The 17,690-nt window shown below is 62.8% G+C and carries 22 protein-coding genes; 14 read left to right on the top strand and 8 right to left on the bottom strand.

Features of this window, described 5'->3' with window-relative positions:
* Positions 1 to 28: 28 nt before the first annotated feature.
* Positions 29 to 1,075: an NAD(P)-dependent alcohol dehydrogenase gene (locus J2X43_RS13925; protein ID WP_310294734.1), complete on the top strand. Its 1,047-nt coding sequence runs from the start codon at positions 29 to 31 to the stop codon at positions 1,073 to 1,075.
* A gap of 83 nt (positions 1,076 to 1,158) precedes the next feature.
* On the opposite strand, the gene J2X43_RS13920 is transcribed toward J2X43_RS13925, so the two are convergent.
* The gene (locus J2X43_RS13920) at positions 1,159 to 2,424 is read right to left on the bottom strand and encodes an NAD(P)/FAD-dependent oxidoreductase (RefSeq protein ID WP_310294732.1); all 1,266 of its coding nucleotides are present in this window, start codon (positions 2,422 to 2,424) and stop codon (positions 1,159 to 1,161) included.
* An 89-nt stretch (positions 2,425 to 2,513) separates the two neighbouring features.
* Complete coding sequence (locus J2X43_RS13915) at positions 2,514 to 2,978, bottom strand: Lrp/AsnC family transcriptional regulator (RefSeq protein ID WP_310294730.1); 465 nt, start codon at positions 2,976 to 2,978, stop codon at positions 2,514 to 2,516.
* A gap of 156 nt (positions 2,979 to 3,134) precedes the next feature.
* Between J2X43_RS13915 and J2X43_RS13910 the strand changes: the two genes are divergently transcribed.
* The 4 genes from J2X43_RS13910 (at position 3,135) to J2X43_RS13895 (ending at position 6,789) form a co-directional block, all read left to right on the top strand.
* Positions 3,135 to 3,848 (top strand): aspartate/glutamate racemase family protein, encoded by a 714-nt coding sequence (locus J2X43_RS13910; RefSeq protein ID WP_310294728.1) that lies wholly within the window; start codon positions 3,135 to 3,137, stop codon positions 3,846 to 3,848.
* A 59-nt stretch (positions 3,849 to 3,907) separates the two neighbouring features.
* Positions 3,908 to 4,825, top strand: a complete 918-nt coding sequence (locus tag J2X43_RS13905; RefSeq protein WP_310294726.1) for a helix-turn-helix domain-containing GNAT family N-acetyltransferase — start codon at positions 3,908 to 3,910, stop codon at positions 4,823 to 4,825.
* A gap of 61 nt (positions 4,826 to 4,886) precedes the next feature.
* Positions 4,887 to 5,504 carry a TetR/AcrR family transcriptional regulator gene (locus J2X43_RS13900; protein WP_310294724.1) on the top strand — a complete coding sequence of 206 codons (618 nt, stop codon included), beginning with the start codon at positions 4,887 to 4,889 and terminating at the stop codon, positions 5,502 to 5,504.
* Positions 5,505 to 5,580: 76 nt separating this feature from the next.
* The gene (locus tag J2X43_RS13895) at positions 5,581 to 6,789 is read left to right on the top strand and encodes an MFS transporter (protein ID WP_310294722.1); all 1,209 of its coding nucleotides are present in this window, start codon (positions 5,581 to 5,583) and stop codon (positions 6,787 to 6,789) included.
* A 288-nt stretch (positions 6,790 to 7,077) separates the two neighbouring features.
* Here J2X43_RS13895 and J2X43_RS13890 read toward each other — a convergent pair whose 3' ends face one another.
* Positions 7,078 to 7,488: a helix-turn-helix domain-containing protein gene (locus J2X43_RS13890; RefSeq protein ID WP_310294720.1), complete on the bottom strand. Its 411-nt coding sequence runs from the start codon at positions 7,486 to 7,488 to the stop codon at positions 7,078 to 7,080.
* Between the two features lie 114 nt (positions 7,489 to 7,602).
* On the opposite strand from J2X43_RS13890, the gene J2X43_RS13885 reads away from it, so the two are divergent.
* Entirely contained in the window at positions 7,603 to 8,490 is an 888-nt protein-coding gene (locus J2X43_RS13885; protein ID WP_310294718.1) for an SDR family oxidoreductase, read from the top strand.
* A 47-nt stretch (positions 8,491 to 8,537) separates the two neighbouring features.
* Here the strand turns inward: J2X43_RS13885 and J2X43_RS13880 are convergent, their stop codons facing one another.
* Entirely contained in the window at positions 8,538 to 9,290 is a 753-nt protein-coding gene (locus J2X43_RS13880; RefSeq protein WP_112387460.1) for a pyridoxine 5'-phosphate synthase, read from the bottom strand.
* Here J2X43_RS13880 and J2X43_RS13875 point away from each other — a divergent pair.
* A complete protein-coding gene (locus tag J2X43_RS13875; protein WP_310294716.1) occupies positions 9,289 to 9,582 on the top strand; it encodes a hypothetical protein in 294 nt (97 codons plus the stop codon). The two genes, J2X43_RS13880 and J2X43_RS13875, sit on opposite strands and share 2 nt — an antisense overlap.
* Before the next feature lie 141 nt (positions 9,583 to 9,723).
* Positions 9,724 to 10,416: a MerR family transcriptional regulator gene (locus J2X43_RS13870; RefSeq protein WP_310294713.1), complete on the top strand. Its 693-nt coding sequence runs from the start codon at positions 9,724 to 9,726 to the stop codon at positions 10,414 to 10,416.
* Positions 10,417 to 10,461: 45 nt separating this feature from the next.
* Here J2X43_RS13870 and J2X43_RS13865 read toward each other — a convergent pair whose 3' ends face one another.
* A complete protein-coding gene (locus J2X43_RS13865; RefSeq protein ID WP_112387048.1) occupies positions 10,462 to 11,589 on the bottom strand; it encodes an ATP-dependent RecD-like DNA helicase in 1,128 nt (375 codons plus the stop codon).
* A 157-nt stretch (positions 11,590 to 11,746) separates the two neighbouring features.
* Between J2X43_RS13865 and J2X43_RS13860 the strand changes: the two genes are divergently transcribed.
* The 6 genes from J2X43_RS13860 to J2X43_RS13835 all read left to right on the top strand — a co-directional run bounded on the left by J2X43_RS13860 (position 11,747) and on the right by J2X43_RS13835 (position 16,002).
* A complete protein-coding gene (locus tag J2X43_RS13860) occupies positions 11,747 to 12,307 on the top strand; it encodes a DUF922 domain-containing protein (RefSeq protein ID WP_310294927.1) in 561 nt (186 codons plus the stop codon).
* Positions 12,308 to 12,330: 23 nt separating this feature from the next.
* Positions 12,331 to 13,539, top strand: coding sequence for a YcaO-like family protein (locus tag J2X43_RS13855; protein ID WP_310294711.1), 1,209 nt, complete (start codon positions 12,331 to 12,333; stop codon positions 13,537 to 13,539).
* Positions 13,536 to 14,249 carry a TfuA-like protein gene (locus J2X43_RS13850; RefSeq protein WP_310294709.1) on the top strand — a complete coding sequence of 238 codons (714 nt, stop codon included), beginning with the start codon at positions 13,536 to 13,538 and terminating at the stop codon, positions 14,247 to 14,249. The genes J2X43_RS13855 and J2X43_RS13850 overlap by 4 nt, the downstream gene beginning before the upstream one ends.
* Positions 14,250 to 14,316: 67 nt before the next feature.
* Positions 14,317 to 14,697 carry a hypothetical protein gene (locus J2X43_RS13845; protein WP_112387046.1) on the top strand — a complete coding sequence of 127 codons (381 nt, stop codon included), beginning with the start codon at positions 14,317 to 14,319 and terminating at the stop codon, positions 14,695 to 14,697.
* A 10-nt stretch (positions 14,698 to 14,707) separates the two neighbouring features.
* Positions 14,708 to 15,223, top strand: a complete 516-nt coding sequence (locus J2X43_RS13840; protein ID WP_310294706.1) for an RNA polymerase sigma factor — start codon at positions 14,708 to 14,710, stop codon at positions 15,221 to 15,223.
* Positions 15,220 to 16,002: an anti-sigma factor gene (locus J2X43_RS13835; RefSeq protein WP_310294703.1), complete on the top strand. Its 783-nt coding sequence runs from the start codon at positions 15,220 to 15,222 to the stop codon at positions 16,000 to 16,002. Before J2X43_RS13840 ends, J2X43_RS13835 begins: the two co-directional genes overlap by 4 nt.
* Positions 16,003 to 16,005: 3 nt before the next feature.
* Here the strand turns inward: J2X43_RS13835 and J2X43_RS13830 are convergent, their stop codons facing one another.
* Genes J2X43_RS13830 through nthA form a run of 3 tightly spaced genes read right to left on the bottom strand, consistent with a single transcriptional unit; the run spans position 16,006 to position 17,673 of the window.
* The gene (locus J2X43_RS13830) at positions 16,006 to 16,377 is read right to left on the bottom strand and encodes a nitrile hydratase accessory protein (protein WP_310294701.1); all 372 of its coding nucleotides are present in this window, start codon (positions 16,375 to 16,377) and stop codon (positions 16,006 to 16,008) included.
* Positions 16,364 to 17,023, bottom strand: a complete 660-nt coding sequence (gene nthB, locus J2X43_RS13825; protein ID WP_310294699.1) for a nitrile hydratase subunit beta — start codon at positions 17,021 to 17,023, stop codon at positions 16,364 to 16,366. Before nthB ends, J2X43_RS13830 begins: the two co-directional genes overlap by 14 nt.
* Complete coding sequence (gene nthA / locus J2X43_RS13820) at positions 17,020 to 17,673, bottom strand: nitrile hydratase subunit alpha (RefSeq protein WP_310294697.1); 654 nt, start codon at positions 17,671 to 17,673, stop codon at positions 17,020 to 17,022. Before nthA ends, nthB begins: the two co-directional genes overlap by 4 nt.
* Positions 17,674 to 17,690: the final 17 nt, after the last annotated feature.

Genomic DNA, 17,690 nt, shown 5'->3' with positions numbered 1-17,690 from the left:
ACCCTCCCTGAAATGAAGGAAACTACCCATGCCCATCGCAAAAGGCTACGCCGCTACCGATGCATCCAAGCCGCTGACGCCGTTCACCTTCGAACGCCGCGAACCCAATGCCGATGACGTCGTCATCGACATCAAGTTTGCCGGCATTTGCCATTCGGACATTCACACTGTCCGCAACGAGTGGAAGAACGCCGTTTATCCGATCGTTCCGGGCCACGAAATCGCCGGCGTCGTCACGGCCGTCGGATCCGCCGTCACCAAGTTCAAGGTCGGCGACCACGTCGGCGTCGGCTGCTTCGTCGATAGCTGCGTCGGCTGCGCCAGCCGCGATGTCGACAACGAGCAGTACATGCCCGGCCTCGTCGGCACTTACAACAGCGTCGAAGCTGACGGCAAGACCGCGACCCAGGGCGGCTATTCCGACTCGATCGTCGTCAAGGAAGGCTATGTCCTGTCGATCCCGGAAAACTTGCCGCTCGACGCTTCCGCGCCGCTGCTCTGCGCCGGCATCACCCTCTACTCGCCGCTCAAGCACTGGAATGCCGGCCCCGGCAAGAAGGTTGCGATCGTCGGCATGGGCGGTCTCGGCCATATGGGCGTGAAGATCGGCGCCGCCATGGGCGCTGACATCACCGTGCTCTCGCAGTCGCTGTCGAAGAAGGAAGACGGCCTGAAGCTCGGCGCCAAGGAATATTACGCCACCAACGATGCCGAGACCTTCACGAAGCTCGCCGGCACCTTCGACCTGATCATCTGCACGGTCAGCGCCGAAATCGACTGGAATGCCTATCTCGGCCTGCTCAAGGTCAACGGCTCGATGGTCGTGGTCGGCGCCCCCGAAAACCCGATCCCGGTTCACGCCTTCTCGCTGATCCCGGGCCGCAAGAGCATCTCCGGCTCGATGATCGGCTCGATCAAGGAAACCCAGGAAATGCTGGATTTCTGCGGCGAGCACAACATCGCCTCGGAGATCGAGAAGATCAACATCCAGCAGGTCAACGAAGCCTATGAACGCGTTCTGAAGAGCGACGTCCGCTACCGCTTCGTCATCGACATCGCCTCGCTGGCGGCCTGATGCCTTTAGGAGGTGGCGCCAAGCGCGCCACCTCTCATCCTTTGCCTGTCACAGAAATCCGGCCCGAGCGCGCCGAACTTCTCCTAACTCTCCTCCCGCATCGTCTCCTTCTGGGTAATCAGCCGCGCGCTGTGCTGGCCGCTCAGATAGATCCACAGCCAGCTCCAGGCGACGGCGAAGCGCGAGCGGGTTCCGATCAGGAAGTAGATGTGGGCAAGGCCCCAGACCCACCAGGCCAGCCACCCCTTCAGCTTGATCCTGCCGAAATCCATGATCGCCGCGCTCTGGCCGATGGTCGCAAGGCTGCCCTGATGCCGGTAGCGGAAATCGCCGGGCGGCTGCCTGCCCGCGATCCGGGCGCGAATGACTTTCGCCGCATAGGCGCCCTGCTGCTTGGCGGCCGGCGCAATGCCCGGCACTGGCTTGCCGCCCTCCTGGATCACCGACGCCGTGTCGCCGATGACGAAGACATCGGGTAGGCCCGGCGCCGTCAGGTTCTTCTCGACCACGGCACGCCCTGCCCGGTCGGCCTCCACGCCCAACCATTTCGCGGCGGCCGACGCCTGGACACCGGCGGCCCAGACGATCGTCCGGCTCGGAATGAACTTCTCGCCGATCGATACGCCCTCGGCACTGCAATTGGTGACGGGTTCGCGCAGATGCACCTCGACGCCGAGCTTTTCGAGCTCGCGCTGCGCATAGGCAGACAGCTCCTCGGCAAAGGCAGGCAGCACGCGTGGCCCGGCCTCGACCAGCACCACCCGCGTCTTGCGGGTATCGATGTTGCGAAACTCGCCGGGCAAGGTCTTGTGCGCCAGCTCGGCGATGATGCCGGCCAGTTCCACGCCTGTGGGACCCGCGCCGACGATGGTGAAGGTCAGGAGCGCCTCGCGGGCAACGGGATCGGCCTCGACCTCGGCACGTTCGAAGGCGATCAGCAGACGGCGGCGGATCGTCGTCGCATCCTCTAGCGTTTTCAGCCCGGGCGCCACCGGCTCCCACTCGTCGCGGCCGAAATAAGCATGCGTCGCGCCGGTCGCGAGCACCAGCGTGTCGTAGGGTAAGGACATTCCGTTACGCAAGGTGACGGTCTTTGCCGTGGTATCGACACCGGCGACCTCGCCAAGCAATGTCGTTACGTCAGGACGGTTGCCATAGAGATGGCGGATCGGCCAGGCGATCTCGGAGGTGGAAAGGATGGTCGTTGCGACCTGGTAGAGCAGCGGCTGGAAAAGATGATGGTTGCGCCGGTCGACGAGCGTGATTGCCGCGCCCGCGCCCTTCAGATCGTTGACGAGCTGCAGCCCGCCGAAACCGCCGCCGACAACGACGACGCGATGTTCGCTCATGACAACCCCCTTGTGCGCCATTCAGCCAACGCCAATGTCGTCAATTCCGCGGGGCTTTCAATGGATGTTTGCGAATAGCTCCCTTGCGCCTACCCGGCATAACTGACGGGAACGGTGGTGCCGCTCTTCAATATCTCCATCGAGATCGATGCCGAGACGTCGAAAAGCTCTATCTTGCGGACGATCTGCTTGTAGATCACGTCGTAATGCTCGACGCGCGGCAGAACGATCTTCAGGATATAGTCGTGATTGCCGGTCAGCCTGTGCGCCTCGACGATCTCAGGAACGCTGCTGATCGCTCTGCGGAAGCTCTCGATCCATTCATCCGAATGATGCGCCGTCTTGATCAGTGCAAAGACCGTGGTCGGCACGCCCATCTTTTCGCGGTCGAGGACAACGATCCGCCGGGCGATATAGCCGCTTTCCTCCAGCCGCTGGATGCGCCGCGAGCAGGCCGAGACCGACAGCGAAACACGCTCCGCAAGATCGCTGACGGATATGCCTGCGTCCGCCTGTAGCAGGTCGAGAATCTTCCGATCGCGATCATCCAACATTGCCAAACCTTAAATTGACGCCGATTTTTTGCACATTACTGGAAAATGGCGCAAACTCAAAGCCGCCTGCTGCAATATCGCCCGAACAATGCAAACATTCGGCGCCACACCTGCGGCATGATCTGCCTATCGAAATCAACAAACGGGAACACGGAAATGCGGACAATCGGTCTGATCGGCGGCATGAGCTTCGAAAGCTCCGCGGTCTACTATCGCCTGGTCAACGAGATGGTGCGCGAGCGCCTCGGCGGCCTCGCTTCGGCTGAAGTGCTGATGCATTCCGTGAATTTCGAAGAAATCGTCTCGATGCAGAAGGCCGGCGATTGGGATGGCGCGGCACGCCGCCTCGGCGACGTTGCTTTGAAGCTTCAGGTCGGCGGCGCCGACTGCGTGCTGATCTGCACCAACACCATGCACCTGATCGCCGAACAGGTCGCCGCACGCATCTCCGTGCCGCTGATCCATATCATCGACGAAACGGCTGCGTCGCTGAAGGCTGCCGGGCGCAGGCGGCCCCTGCTGCTCGCCACCCGCTACACCATGGAACACGGCTTCTATGCCGACCGCATGAAGAGCCTCGGCGTCGAGATCGCCGTGCCGGAAGCCGAAGACCGCACCATCGTCCACGACATCATCTTTAGCGAACTTTGCGCCGGTAAGGTGCTGGATTCGTCGCGCGAAAAGCTGATGCGGATCATCGAGCGCGAGATGGCCAAGGGCGCCGACAGCATCATTCTCGGCTGCACCGAAATCTGCCTGATCCTCGATCCGAACAATCTGCCGCTGCCGGGCTTCGACACCACGACGATCCATGCGAAGGCTGCGATTGAATTTTCGCTGGGTGCCGATCGCAAGCGGGAAGCCGCCTGATAAATACTTGACTCAGTCAACTAAACATTGGACAAGGTCTCCAACAGGAGATTTTGTCCATGACCGATTCCGCGCTCATCGAAGCCGCCCGCGATTTCAACCGCTTCTATACGAACCTGCTCGGCGTGCTGAACAAGGCCTATCTCGATACGCCCTTCACGCTGACGGATGCACGGGTGCTGTTCGAAATCGGCTCGCATGACGGCATCGGCGCCACCGCACTTGCCGCCGATCTTCATGTCGACCCTGCCTATCTCAGCCGCATCCTCAAACGCTTCAAAGCCGAAGGCCTGGTCGCGACAGAGGCCGATCAGGCAGACCGGCGCAGCCAGACCATCCGCGTTACCAGTAAGGGACAGACACAGTTCGAGGATTTCGGCCGCCGCTCCAATGCCCAACTGGCCGAGCGTTTCGACCGTCTGGCGGATGGCGAGCCGCAGAGTGTCGTGTTCGCAATGCAGACGATCCGCTCGCTTCTCGATCCCAAGACGCAGCCACCCGCCCCGGTCATCCGCGCCCACCGCCCCGGCGACATGGGCTGGATCGTCCAGAGCCAGGGCAAGGCCTATGTCGAGGAATATGGCTGGAACATGCGCTTCGAAGGTCTCGTCGCCGAAGTCGCCGGCAAGTTCCTGGCGAATTTCGATCCCGCCATGGAATATTGCTGGATCGCCGAGCGTAACGGCATCAACATCGGCTCAGTGCTTATCACCAATGGCGGCGACGGCATTGCCAAGCTCCGCTTGCTCTATATCGACAAGGCGGCGCGCGGCCTCGGCCTTGGCAGGACGCTGGTCAACGAATGCATTCGCTTTGCCCGCGCGAAGAATTACCGGCAGATCTCGCTCTGGACCAACGACATCCTGTATTCTGCGCGCGCGATCTACGTCAAGGCGGGATTCCAGCTTGTCTCCGAAGAGAGACACAGCATGTTCGGCACCGAAGAGAACGGCCAGACCTGGGTGCTGGACCTCTGAAATCAGCCGTCACGAATATTTCGCTTGATTTGGAAACGATCATTTCCTAATTGAGTGAGCCATGAGCACACTCGCCCCCGAAGATATGAGCCGCAGCCGCGGCCGCCCGCGCGAATTCGACATGGACGCCGCCCTCGACAAAGCGCTCGCCGTCTTTTCCGAACGCGGCTACCACGCCACATCGATCAGCGAACTGACCGAGGCGATGGGGCTGACCTCGGGCAGCGTCTACAAGGCCTTCAAGGACAAGCGCGGTGTCTTCCTCGCCGCCTTCGACCGCTATCGCAAGATCCGCCGCGGCAAGATCACCGAGAGCATGGCGGGTGCCGAGACGGGCCGGCAGAAACTGCGCGCCCTGCTCGGCCTCTACGCCGTCTCGTCGCATGGCGAATCCGGCCGCCGCGGCTGCCTCGTCGTCGGCAGCGCCAATGAGATCGCCACCTTCGATCCAGAAGCCGCCAAGCGCATCGAGGATGCCTTCACCTCGAACGAAGAGTTCATCCTCGACCTCATCCTGATTGGACAGGCCGACGGATCCGTTGCTCCGTCGATCGATGCCGCATCGGCGGCGATCAGCCTGCTCTGCGTGATGAACGGCATGCGCGTCGTCGGCAAGACCGGCAGCACCGCGGCCGAAATGAATGCCGTCGCCGACACCGCCATGAAATTACTGACCTGACGCCGCCCGCCAAAGCAGGTGGCCTGAACCGACTTTTTATACCGATCCTCCCCCAGATCCGCATACTGGAGTTCCCATGAGCATTTCCTCAGCAACGGATGAGACGGCCGCCTCCCCGGCAATCTCGTCCCTGATGACATTTCTATTTGCAGCCACTTGCGGTCTCGTCGCCGCCAATCTCTATTACGGCCAGCCGCTGGCAGGCCTCATCAGCGCCGATCTCGGATTCACGCCTGCCGCCACCGGTCTCATCGTCACCTTGACCCAGATCGGCTACGGCCTTGGCCTGCTGCTGATCGTGCCGCTCGGCTATCTTCTCGAAAACCGCCGCCTGATCCTGCTCCTGATCGGCGTCTCCGCCGTCGCCCTCATTGGTGCATCCTTCGCCTCGACCCCGGCGCTCTTCCTGCTGGCCTCGCTCTGTATCGGCCTGTCCTCCGTCGCCGTTCAGGTGGTCGTGCCCTTCGCCGCCCACATGGCGCCGGATGCAAGCCGCGGCCGCGTCGTCGGCAATGTCATGAGCGGCCTGCTCTGCGGCATCATGCTGGCCCGTCCCTTCGCCAGCTTCGTCGCCGAAGCCTCGTCATGGCACATGGTCTATTACGTCTCCGCCGTCTTCATGGTGCTGCTGGTCCTGTTGCTGCGCGCCACGCTGCCGGTGCGCACGCCGCATACGAAGCTGAGCTATGGTGCGCTCCTCGCCTCCATGGGCCATCTCGCCATGACCTCCCGAGTCCTGCAGCGCCGTGCGCTCTACCAGGCCGGCATGTTCGGCGCCTTCAGCCTGTTCTGGACGACCACGCCCTTGCTGCTCTCCAGCCCGGCTTTCGGCTTCAGCCAGAACGGCATTGCGCTCTTCGCCCTTGCAGGCGCTGCCGGCGCCATCGCTTCGCCGATCGCCGGACGCCTCGCCGACCGCGGCCTAACCAAGGTCGCATCGACGCTCGCCATGGTGCTCGCGATGATATCTTTCCTCGTCAGCCATTTCGCCACCGACGGATCGACGCTGGCGATCGGCCTACTGACGGCTTCCGCCATCCTGCTCGACTTCGGTGTCACCACCAATCTCGTCTGCAGCCAGCGCACGATCTTCTCGATCAGCGCCGAGCATCGCAGCCGCCTGAACGGTCTGTTCATGGCAACATTCTTCATGGGTGGTGCTGCGGGCTCGGCGATCGGCGGCTGGGCCTATGCCACGGGCGGATGGACGATGACGGCCTGGATCGGCTTCTGCTTCCCGGCCTTCGCCTTCCTGCTCTTCCTCACCGAGGGACGCGGCAAGTAAGCCGCGTCTCAGCCTTCCTAGAGCGTTTCCTGGTTATATTGAAGCATTCTGTTGGCTCAAACGGAGTCGGATGATCGACCGGCTGGCGCGCGTCGTAGCCCAAATCTACGACCAAGCCAGCCGGTCGATCAGGCGGCCCGTTTCAGCCAACCCCGCAGGGGCCGGGCATCTTTCCGCCAGGATCAAAGGCGATCGGCTCGACCGTACCGAGGTATGCCCTTCGCCAATCGCCTTTGCCCTATCGAAAACCTGCTCCGGCAGAATGCTTCAATATAACCAGGAAACGCTCTAGGCATCAAAACGAATTCGGGCGGCGCGAACAGCTTCATGGTTCGCTTCCGCCCAATTCAGCAAAAGCGCCAGCGTCGCGTAGAGCGAGACGCCAAGCTCGGTAATCCGGTACTCGACGCTCGGCGGCTTCGTCGCAAACACCTCGCGCTCGATATAGCCTTCACGCTGCAGGTCCCGCAGCGTCTGAGTCAGCATCCGCTGCGAGATATCGGGGATCTTTCGTCTCAGTTCACCGAAACGGTACGGCCGCGCCGCAAGCGCCTCCAGCATCAGCGTCGACCATTTTCCGCCGATCTGCTGCATCATGTCCCTGACCGGGCAATTGCCGAAATCGAGCTGCTCGAAATCGATCTCGCGGCGAACGCCGGGGGCCGGCTTGCTCTTCAGGCTGACGACAGTGCCGCTCATGGCGGGTGGTTCCCTTTTGGTAACGTAGAGCTAAAAAACTGCCTCCTTTACAGAAGGACGTCAATTCCTATTCTAGTGCTAGTCTCTTTTAGAGACCATAAAAAGGATAGATCCATGAGCGATACAATTCTCGTCACCGGCGCCGCCGGTCAGCTTGGCCAGCGCGTTCTCCACCACCTGCTTGAGACCTACAAGGTACCCGCTTCACGGATCATCGCCGCGACGCGCGATCCGTCGAAGCTTGCCGATCTGGCCGCCAAGGGCGTTGCCACCCGCAAGGCGGATTTCGACGATGCCGCAGGTCTCGTCTCGGCCTTTGAAGGCGCAGGCACCGTCCTCATCATCAGCACCGATGCACTCGCCGTCCCCGGCCAGCGCCTGAAGCAGCATACGGCAGCGGTCGATGCTGCCAAGAAGTCAGGCGTCAGGCAGCTCGCCTACACCTCGATGCCCTCGCCCGACAAATCGCTCGTCACCTTCGCGCCCGACCATCTCGGCACCGAGAACGCCATCAAGGCCAGCGGCCTCTCCTATACGATCCTGCGCGACGCCTGGTATTTCGACAATTTCATGCATTCGCTGCCGCATAATCTGCAGGGCGGCAAGTGGTACACCGCCACCAAGGGCGGCAAGGTGCCTTACATCTCGCGCGAAGACTGCGCGCTGGCGATTGCCGCCGCTCTCGCCTCCGGCAAGGCTGAAAACAAGACCTACACGCTGACCGGGTCGACCTCCTATTCGATCGCCGATGTCGCCTCCGCCGTCAGCGCCATCACTGGCCGCCCGCTGGACGTCGTCGAGGTCAGCGACGAGCAGCTTTCCGCCGGCATGACCGGTGCCGGCCTGCCCTCTTTCGTGGTCGAGATGCTGGTGTCTGCCGATGCCAATATCCGCGCTGGCAATTTCGATAGCCTGAGCGGCGACTTCACGGCGCTGACAGGCAGGGAGCCGCAGACGCTGCGCAGCTTCATCGAAGAGAACAAGGCAGCGCTCACCGCCTGAGCGAAGCCTGAGAGCCCGCCGTGCACCACCGCGGCGGGCTTTTCAGATCAGATCTTCTGACCGCAGGCGCGGCAGAAGCGGCGTACGGTTTCGGCCATCCCGTATTCCAGCGCATCCGCCGTCAGCCCATGGCCGATCGAGACTTCCGCGAGAGCCGGAATACGCTTCACCAGCGGCGGCAGATTGGCAACCGTCAGATCGTGACCGGCATTGACGCCGAGGCCGATCGCCAGCGCCGCATCCGCCGTCTTTCCAAGTGCTTCGAGAATGGGGCCGACCCGCTCAGGGGCGTCGTAGCAGCCGCCATAGGGGCCGGTATAGAGCTCGATACGGTCGGCGCCGACAGCCTTGGCGATCTTCACCGCTTCCACATCGCCGTCACCATCGGCAAACAGCGACACCCGGGTTCCCATCGCCTTCAGCTTGGCGATCACATCGGTCAGGAAACGCTCGTCCTTGCGGAAATTCCAGCCGTGATCTGATGTCGCCTGTGTCGGATCGTCAGGCACCAGCGTCACCTGTTCAGGCGCAGCGCCGCGGCAAAGGTCGAGAAATTCCTCGGTTGGATATCCCTCGATATTGAACTCGGCTTCGGGGAATTCGTCGTCGATCAGGTTGCGGATCACCGGCAGGTCGGAGAAGCGGATATGCCGCTGGTCCGGCCGCGGATGCACTGTCAGCCCGCTCGCCCCCGATTTCAGCGCGATACGGCCAAGGCTTTCGACACTCGGCCACGGCAGATCGCGGCGATTGCGCAGCATGGCGACGGCGTTGAGGTTCACGGAAAGCGTGGTCGGCATGACGATGATCCATTCGATGGCAGATGCGTGCTCCGCTTTTATGCCAATGGCGCCGCCAAGGCCAACGAGATTCGCAGATGGCAGCATGCAAATTCGTGATGCTTCACGCTGCGTGACGCGATGCGTACCGCAAGGAGTATTTCCCGTTCCGCTGGAAGAAACGCTGACGCTCGCGCAAACGGCATCCGGCTATCTTTTCGCGGCGTTTCAAGCTTTTCCGCCCGCATTGCTATCCTATTTAAAAACGATTATTTTTAGCACTTACAAAAAAGACCGTTCACGCATAACGTGAAGAATATGTATCGAGTTTAGTACGCCGCGTACTGCTTCCTTCCCCAACGACAAGAACGCCTCGAGGAAAACCCCACTCCGCAGCGCCGTCGAAAGCAACTGGCAACCGCATGAGGTGCAACAGTATGCCCTAGGAGGGTTCATGCCAGACGGTTCCAAACGCATGTTTGCTGCCGCCGGCAACGCTTCGGAGGCCCGGTCGAAATACCGGTTCCTGCCTTCTGCCGCGCTGCCGCCGGATCTCCCTGATGGACCGGTGCCGATCGCCGACATGGCGAATGCATTCGGTGTCACCCACAGGACCTTACATTTCTACGAGGAGAAAGGCCTGCTTTCGGCCAATCGCATCGGCCTGATGCGAGTTTACGGTCAGGACGACGTCATGCGAATGGCCGTCATCAACGTCTGCCGCGAGACCGGCATGCCGATCGCCGTCATCCAGGACCTGATGGATGAGCTGCGCCATGCAAGGTCGCAGGAGGAAGCAGAGACGATGTTTCGCGAGGCGCTGGGGGTGCGCAAGCGTGAACTGACGGCCGAAATGTCGACGCTGCACCGCCAGCTGCAACAGGTCGGCGACCTGCTCGATCTCGACGCCCATGGGGAGATGCCGCCGCTCAACGACAACGAGGATCCCGACGGGCTCTCGGAGAAGGAAAGGCGCTGCCTGTCGCTGATGGCCGAGGGCTATTCGACTCAGCGGATAGCCAGGGCGCTCAGCTTTTCCCATGACGAGGCAAAGGCGCTGGAATCGGCAATCATCCTGAAGTTCCGGGCCAATAACCGCTTCCAGGCGATCGCCAAGGCTGTCCTACTCGGCATCGTCCAGGTCTGAAGACTTTTCACTCCCACGGGAACGGCGTCCGCCACGCCTGCCCGCCTAACGAACGATGGTCAAAGTCTCGGCTGCGCGGGTGATTGCCGTGTAGAGCCAGCGCTCGCGCGTATCGCGGAAGGCCCAGCTTTCATCGAACAGCACCACATTGTTCCACTGCGAGCCCTGCGCCTTGTGAACCGTCAGCGCATAGCCGTAGTCGAACTCGTCGTAGCGCTTGCGGGTGTTCCAGGGAATTTCGCCCTCGACATCCTCGAAGGCCTGCTTCAGCAATTTGATCTTCGCAGCACCACGATCCATGTCGTCGTCTTCAGGGCGGATCAGCAGGTTGATGCCGGGCTTCGTCGTTTCCTTGGACGATGTCATCACCTGCCACAGCGAGCCGTTGAGCAGTCCCTTGGCCGGATCGTTGCGCAGGCAGACCAGCTTGTCACCGGTCTGGGGATATTCGGCATTGAAGCCCTTCAACTCACGCAGCCGCTGGTTATAGCGCCGCCGCGTCCGGTTGGTGCCGACGAGCACCTGATCGGCCTTCATCACCAGGTCCTGATTGACCTCGTTTTTCGAGATCACTTGCGCGGCGCCATAATCGCCATACATGATCTCGTTGCCCTCGCGTACCTGCATGGCGAGCTTGATGATCGGATTGTCGCGCGCCTGGCGGTGAATATCCGTCAGCAGGTAATCCGGATCCTGATTGGTGAAATAGCCTCCGCCCGAAACCGGCGGCAGCTGGCCGGGATCGCCAAGCACCAGGATCGGCGTGCCGAAGCTCATCAGGTCCCTGCCGAGCGCCTCGTCCACCATCGAGCATTCGTCGACGATGATCAGCGCCGCCTTGGCGACCGGGCTCTGGCGGTTGATGGTGAACATCGGCGCGATCGAGGTCTTGCCGGTTTCCTCGTCCTCGACCGCCTCTTCGCCGCGCGGGCGGTAGATCAGCGAGTGGATGGTCTTGGCATTCGATGCGCCGCGCGAGCGCAGCACCTGTGCCGCCTTGCCGGTAAAGGCCGCAAACAGCACGTCGCCATCGACATTCTCGGCAAAATGGCGCGCAAGCGTCGTCTTGCCGGTTCCGGCATAGCCGAAAAGACGGAAGAGCGGCGACCGTCCCTCCTTCAGCCATTTCGAAACGGCCTTCAGGGCTTCATCCTGTTGCGGAGCAAATTGCATGATGCGCGACTTGGCAGGATTCGTGCGCCGGACGCAAGGCGAAAACGCCTCTCAGTTGCGCGATCACCAGATTGAAAGCCGGAGCGCGCGCCTCTAGTCTCGCAGCAGTCCGGCGAAAGGGATTCGTGTGAAGAAAACGGCCGCGTTGTTTCTCCTGATGGTATCGATGCCTGTTGCCGCCCATGCCGACTGGCAACCCGTCGAACAGATCAAGACCTATGCAATCTCGGGCACGACAGGTGCCGGTCTCTACCAGTCGATCGGCGAACGCGGCCCTGCGGCCGGCAACGGTCAGGTCATCGCCCACACGACGTTCAAGCTGACATGGACGCGCAAATACGAGGTCCAGCCCGACAAGTCCTGCAAGATCACCGTCGCGCGCCCGAAGCTGATCATCATCTACACATTGCCGAAACCATCATCCGCGCTTTCCCCCGCCGTCCAGGCAAGCTGGCAGAGCTTCATCTCGGGCGTCGAGACCCACGAACGCTGGCATGGCGGCACGATCAAGGAAATGGTCAAGCAGATCGAAGGCTACAGTCTCGGCCTCAGCGCCGCCGACGATCCGCAATGCAAGAAGATACGCGTCACCCTGCAGCAGCGGCTGGGCGAACTTTCGGGTTACCAGCGCCAGCAGGGCCGCGATTTCGATAAGGTCGAGATGGGCGACGGCGGCCATATTCAAGGCCTGATCCTGAAGCTGGTGAACGGTCCCTAACCCCTCGAAAGCAAGGAGTTGATGTGACGACACCTGACGCAACGCTCCTGACCCGAAGCACCTATTCGGACCGCGCCTGCGCGCCGGAGGAAACGCTCGCCCGCATTGCCCCGCTGCTGCCCCGCTTCGGCATCACCCGGCTCGCCCGCGTCACCGGCCTCGATTGCATCGGCATTCCGGTCTGGAACGCCATCGTTCCCAATGCCCGGTCGATCGTCGTCAATCAGGGCAAGGGCCTGACCGATATCGACGCCAAGGTCTCCGCCGCCATGGAAGCGCTGGAGCGGACCATCGCGGGCAATCCGGCGTTGACCACGCGGCTTTGCAGCGGACTGGACCTCACCGCCGACGGCCACGCCTGGCATCCGCTGAACGAACTGGTCGCCGCCGGCGCCGCCGATATCGAGCCGGACGAGGCGATAAGCTGGGTGGCGGGCACAAGCCTCGAAGACGGCAAGACCATCTTCGTCCCGAAGGACGCCATTTTGCTCGACCGCACCATCGGCAATTGCCGCTTCTGGCAATCCTCCGACGGCCTCGCCTCCGGCAACACCATCGACGAGGCACGCCTTCACGCCCTGCTCGAACGTATCGAGCGCGACGCCTTCGCGCTCTGGCAGATGACGCTGCCGGAGCGTATCGAGGCGATTGCCCCGGAAAGCTTCGCCGATCCGCCCATCGGCGCGCTTTGTGCGAAGATTGCTGCTGCCGGTCTCGCCCTTCGGCTCTTCGAGGTGACCAGCGACATCGGCATTCCCTGCATCGCCGCCCTTCTCGGTCCCGGCGATGTCACCGCTGCCAGACATATCCGCTATGTCGACGTCACCCACGGATGCGGCGCCCATCCCAATCCCGTTCGCGCCGCGATCCGCGCCATCACCGAGGCCGCGCAGTCGCGCCTGACCTTCATCAGCGGTGCCCGTGACGATATCCTGCCGGAGGTTTTCGAACGTCCGCTTCCGCCGGGAACACGCGCGCTCTTCGCCGCCTCCGTTCGGGAGGTGGTGGTCGAGAGGCCCGATCTGCCGGATGGCGCTGCCGCACTGCTGGCAGGCGTGGTGGGCAAGCTCAGCCATACCAGCCTCGGCCCCGCCATCGCCGTCGAGCTGCATGAACCCGGTCTTGCGATCGCCGTCTCCAAGGTCTTCGTCCCCGCACTGGAAAACCCCGAGGGCGACCGCAAGCATAGTTTCGGCCCGCGCGCCCTCTCGCGGTCGATGGAGGTCCTATGAAGACCGTCTTCGTCGGCCCCACCCTGCCCGATGCCGCAGCGCTGACCGGCGGCCACCTCGATATCCGGCCACCGGCTGCCCAGGGCGATATCCTGACAGCGGTCAGACAGGGCGCAACGGCGATCGGTCTGATCGACGGCTATTTCGAATATGCCGCGCCCGTCTGGCACAAGGAAATCCTCTTTGCGCTCTCCAACGGAATACCGGTCTTCGGCGCCGCCAGCATGGGCGCGCTGCGCGCCGCCGAATGCGCCGCCTTCGGCATGACCGGAATCGGCAAGATCTATGTGATGTATGCGAGCGGCGAGCTGGACGATGACGATGCCGTCGCCCAGCTGCATGCGCCGGGCGAACTCGGCTACAAGGCGCTCAGCGAACCGCTGATCAACGTCATGTCGACGCTCGGTGACATGCTGGCGCGCGGCATCATCGATGCGGCCGAGCGGCAGGCGCTGCTGGCCGCATCCCGCGCCATCTTCTTCAAGAAACGAACCTGGCGATCGATCCTCGACGGAACGGCACTTCCCGCCGTACGCTGCAGCGATCTGCTGCAATGGGTGGGCGGCAACGCGGTCAATCAGAAGCGCCGCGATGCCGAGGAGATGATCGCAGTCCTTTCGGCTTTCACGCCCGGGACGACAATCCTCGCCCGCGATTGGACGTTCGCCCGGACCTCGCTCTGGAACGCCCTTGAAAACGGCATGGAATAAAACGGCGGGCTCGCGTGTCTCATATCCGGCAAAGCAACAAAGCCTGCCGAACGTGAGGAGAGACCGCATGAAAATCGTATCATTCGCAACCGCATTTGCCGTTGCCGCCATGGCTGCGACCGCCGCCTTCGCCGCCGCCCCGGTCCAGACCGTCGAATCCGCCAAGGGCAAGGTTCTTGCCGGCGAAAATGGCATGACGCTCTACACCTTCAAGAAGGACGCGATGGGCACCTCCAATTGCAACGGCGATTGCGCAAAGAACTGGCCGCCGCTCGCCGCCGCTGGCGACGCAAAGGCAGATGGGGCATACTCGGTCATCGATCGCAAGGACGGGACGAAGCAGTGGGCCAAGGACGGCATGCCGCTCTATTTCTGGGTCAAGGACAAGAAGAAGGGCGATGTCACCGGCGATGGCGTCGGCGGCAACTGGGACCTTGCCAAGCCCTGAGTATCCGCGCGTGAAAACACCCGCACCCGAAACCTTCGAGGGCCAGATCCTGGCCCTCCTGCCCTCGCTCAGGCGCTACTCGCGAAGCCTGACCCGCTCCGACAGCGAAGGCGAGGATCTGCTCCAGGACTGCGTCGAAAAGGTCCTGGCCCGCCGTTCGCAATGGCGCGGCCTGAACCTGCGCGGCTGGGCGCTGACGATCATGACCAATCTCTACCGCAACGCCCGCCGCAACGGTCCACGCAACATGACCGTGGAGCTCGACGCGGCCGAAAGCCTTCCGTCGCCCGCTGTGCCCTCCGATCCGCTGGAGCGCGCCAGGCTGGAGGATGCGCTGAACGGGCTTTCGGAAGAAAACCGCGCCGTGCTGATGCTTGTGGTCGTCGAGGGCTACACCTACAGCGAGGTCGCCACCGCCCTCGATATCCCCATCGGCACCGTGATGTCGCGTCTGTCGCGCGCCCGCCAGCGGGTCGCCGAGAGAATGAAAGCCGATAATGTGATTACGCTTCGGAGACCGAAATGACCGAACCCAACCCGACCGTGACCGAAGCGGATCTGCATGCCTATGCCGACGGCCAGCTACCCGAGGCCGAGCACGCCCGCATCGAGGCATGGCTGAAGGACAATCCCGAGGAAGCGGCAGCCGTCGCCGAATGGAAATCGCAGAGTGCCGCCATCCAGAAAATGTTCGGCCCCTATGCCGTTGCCAAGCCTGACGACGCCCTGCTCGTGGCACCGCGCAACGCTCGCCCGTCATGGCCGCGCCGCGCCGCGATCGCCGCCTCCATCGCAGCCGTATTCGCGGCAGGCGCGGTCAGCGGCCACTATGGCCCCGCGCTGTTCGAAAAGCCGCAACTGCAGCTCACCTCCTCCGAAACATTGCCGCAGCAGGCGCAGAACGCCTTTCTCGTCTATGCCAGCGAAGTCCGCCATCCCGTCGAGGTCTTCGCCAACGAGGAGGCGCATCTCGCCACCTGGCTCGGCAAGCGGCTGGCGATCCAGAACCTGAAGGTACCCGACCTGCAGACGCTGGGTTTCCACCTCGTCGGCGGCCGCCTGCTGCCTGTCGATGGCAAGCCGGGCGCGATGTTCATGTATGAGGATCAGGGCGGCGAACGTCTGACAGTTCTGGTCGGGCGCAATGCCGGCAACCATACGACCAGCTTCCGCTTCGCCTCGGCGGATAATCTCGAGACCTTCTACTGGATCGACGGCGAGCTCGGCTATGCCGTGACCGGCGAGATTTCCCGCGACCAGCTGCGGCAGGTGGCCGAGGAATGCTACCGGCAGTTCCCGTCCTAGCTGTCAGCGCAGCGGATCGTTGGCGAGTTCGATCGGCCTGCCGTGCGGCGTCGCCTCGGCGGCACGCTGCCAGCTCCGCTGCAGCGACAGGATCGTCTCGCCGTCGGCGACGCCCTTGCTAGCGAGGATATGCGAGAGCGCCGCCACCCAGCAGTCGAAATAGTCGCTGCCATCGATGGCGCGGCCGGGCTGGTGCAGCTCGGCAGACAGCGTCTCCGCCCATTCGCTCCAGGTGAACAATCCGCGCTGGTGCAGATGCACCGTCATCGCGAAGGCTTCGGCCGCCCAGGGCTCAGGAAAGACCGGATCGCCCTCGGCCGATTTCGGCAGCTGCGGCGAGTCCCGCAGCGGTGACACGTGATCACACTGGCTCAAGATAGCTCTCCCAGGCGTCGATCGACACCGTCAGCGACGGGTCTGCGCCCTCGCCCCAGATCTCGCCGCCATCGAAGACAACGGTGTAGATCCATTGCGGATTCTCGCCTTTTCCATGCGCATGATCGTCAGGAAAGACGAAGGAGCCCTGCACCGCCTCGACGACGCCGGTCTTTGCCCGGGCGTAGCGCGGCAGCCGCGTATGGGTCTCGGGATTGAAGTTTCGCGTCCGCACCCGTTGCCCGGCAGCGAATTTCGCGGGCGCTTCGACCGGCCGGTCGCAGGGTGCGCCCTTTGCCAGCACACCCGCCACCATGTCGGCCTTCAGCACCCGCTTCGGCACGGCGCCGTCGTCACGCTTGTGGCCTTTGGCGATCTCGTCCTGCGCCACGAAGCCGTGGCGTTCCAGGAGCACTTCGAGCGCCCGGGTCCAGATCTCGTAATAGCTGGCCGACAGGTAATCGGCCGGCGGGATGCGCTCGCGCGCATGGCGGCTTTCATCGATCGTCCAGGCGCCGAAGGCCCCGCAGGAAAGCACCACGCCAAGCGCCCGCTTCTCCCATTCCGCGTGAAAATACGGCTCGTTCTGCTCCGGCGCCACCGGCCCGAAACCCATCTGTCCGCCGAGATCGTGCGGCCCGTTCATGTGGCTGCTCCCGGCGTGGCCGCGATACCGGTACCGATCATCGCGTCGCGGCTGACGAGGTCGGCCAGCGCCTCCTCGCCGAAACCATCGGTTCCCTCAGGACGTTCGGGAATGACGAGATAGCGGAGTTCCGCGGTCGAATCCCAGACGCGGACCTTCTTGTCTTCGGGCAGTGACACGCCGAATTCGGCCAGCACGCCGCGCGGATCGATGACGGCGCGCGAACGGTAGGCCGGTGCCTTGTACCAGACAGGCGGCAGGCCGAGGACCGACCACGGATAGCAGGAGCAAAGCGTGCAGACGACGAGGTTATGCGTCTCGGGTGTGTTGAAGACGGCGCGCATATGCTCGCCCTGGCGGCCGGTATAGCCGAGACTGGCGATCGCCGCCGTCGCATCGCGCTTCAGCCATTCGGCAAAAGCGGGATCGCTCCAGGCCCTGGCCACGACCCGCGCCCCATTGCGGGGACCGATCTTCGTCTCGTAGGTTTCGACGATGGCGTCGATCGCCGCCGGGTCGATCAGCCCCTTCTCGGTCAGTACCGTTTCCAGCGCCCGGACCCGCGCCTGCATGTCGGTATAGCGGTTGTCGTGATGGTGGTCGTGCCCATGATCGTGGTCATGGTGATGGTCGTGATCATGATCGTGCAAGACGATGCCCTCCGCGA

The organism is Rhizobium sp. BE258 (genome assembly GCF_031457345.1).
In the GTDB taxonomy this organism is placed as follows: domain Bacteria; phylum Pseudomonadota; class Alphaproteobacteria; order Rhizobiales; family Rhizobiaceae; genus Rhizobium.
This window is presented reverse-complemented; position numbering and strand designations above follow the sequence as displayed.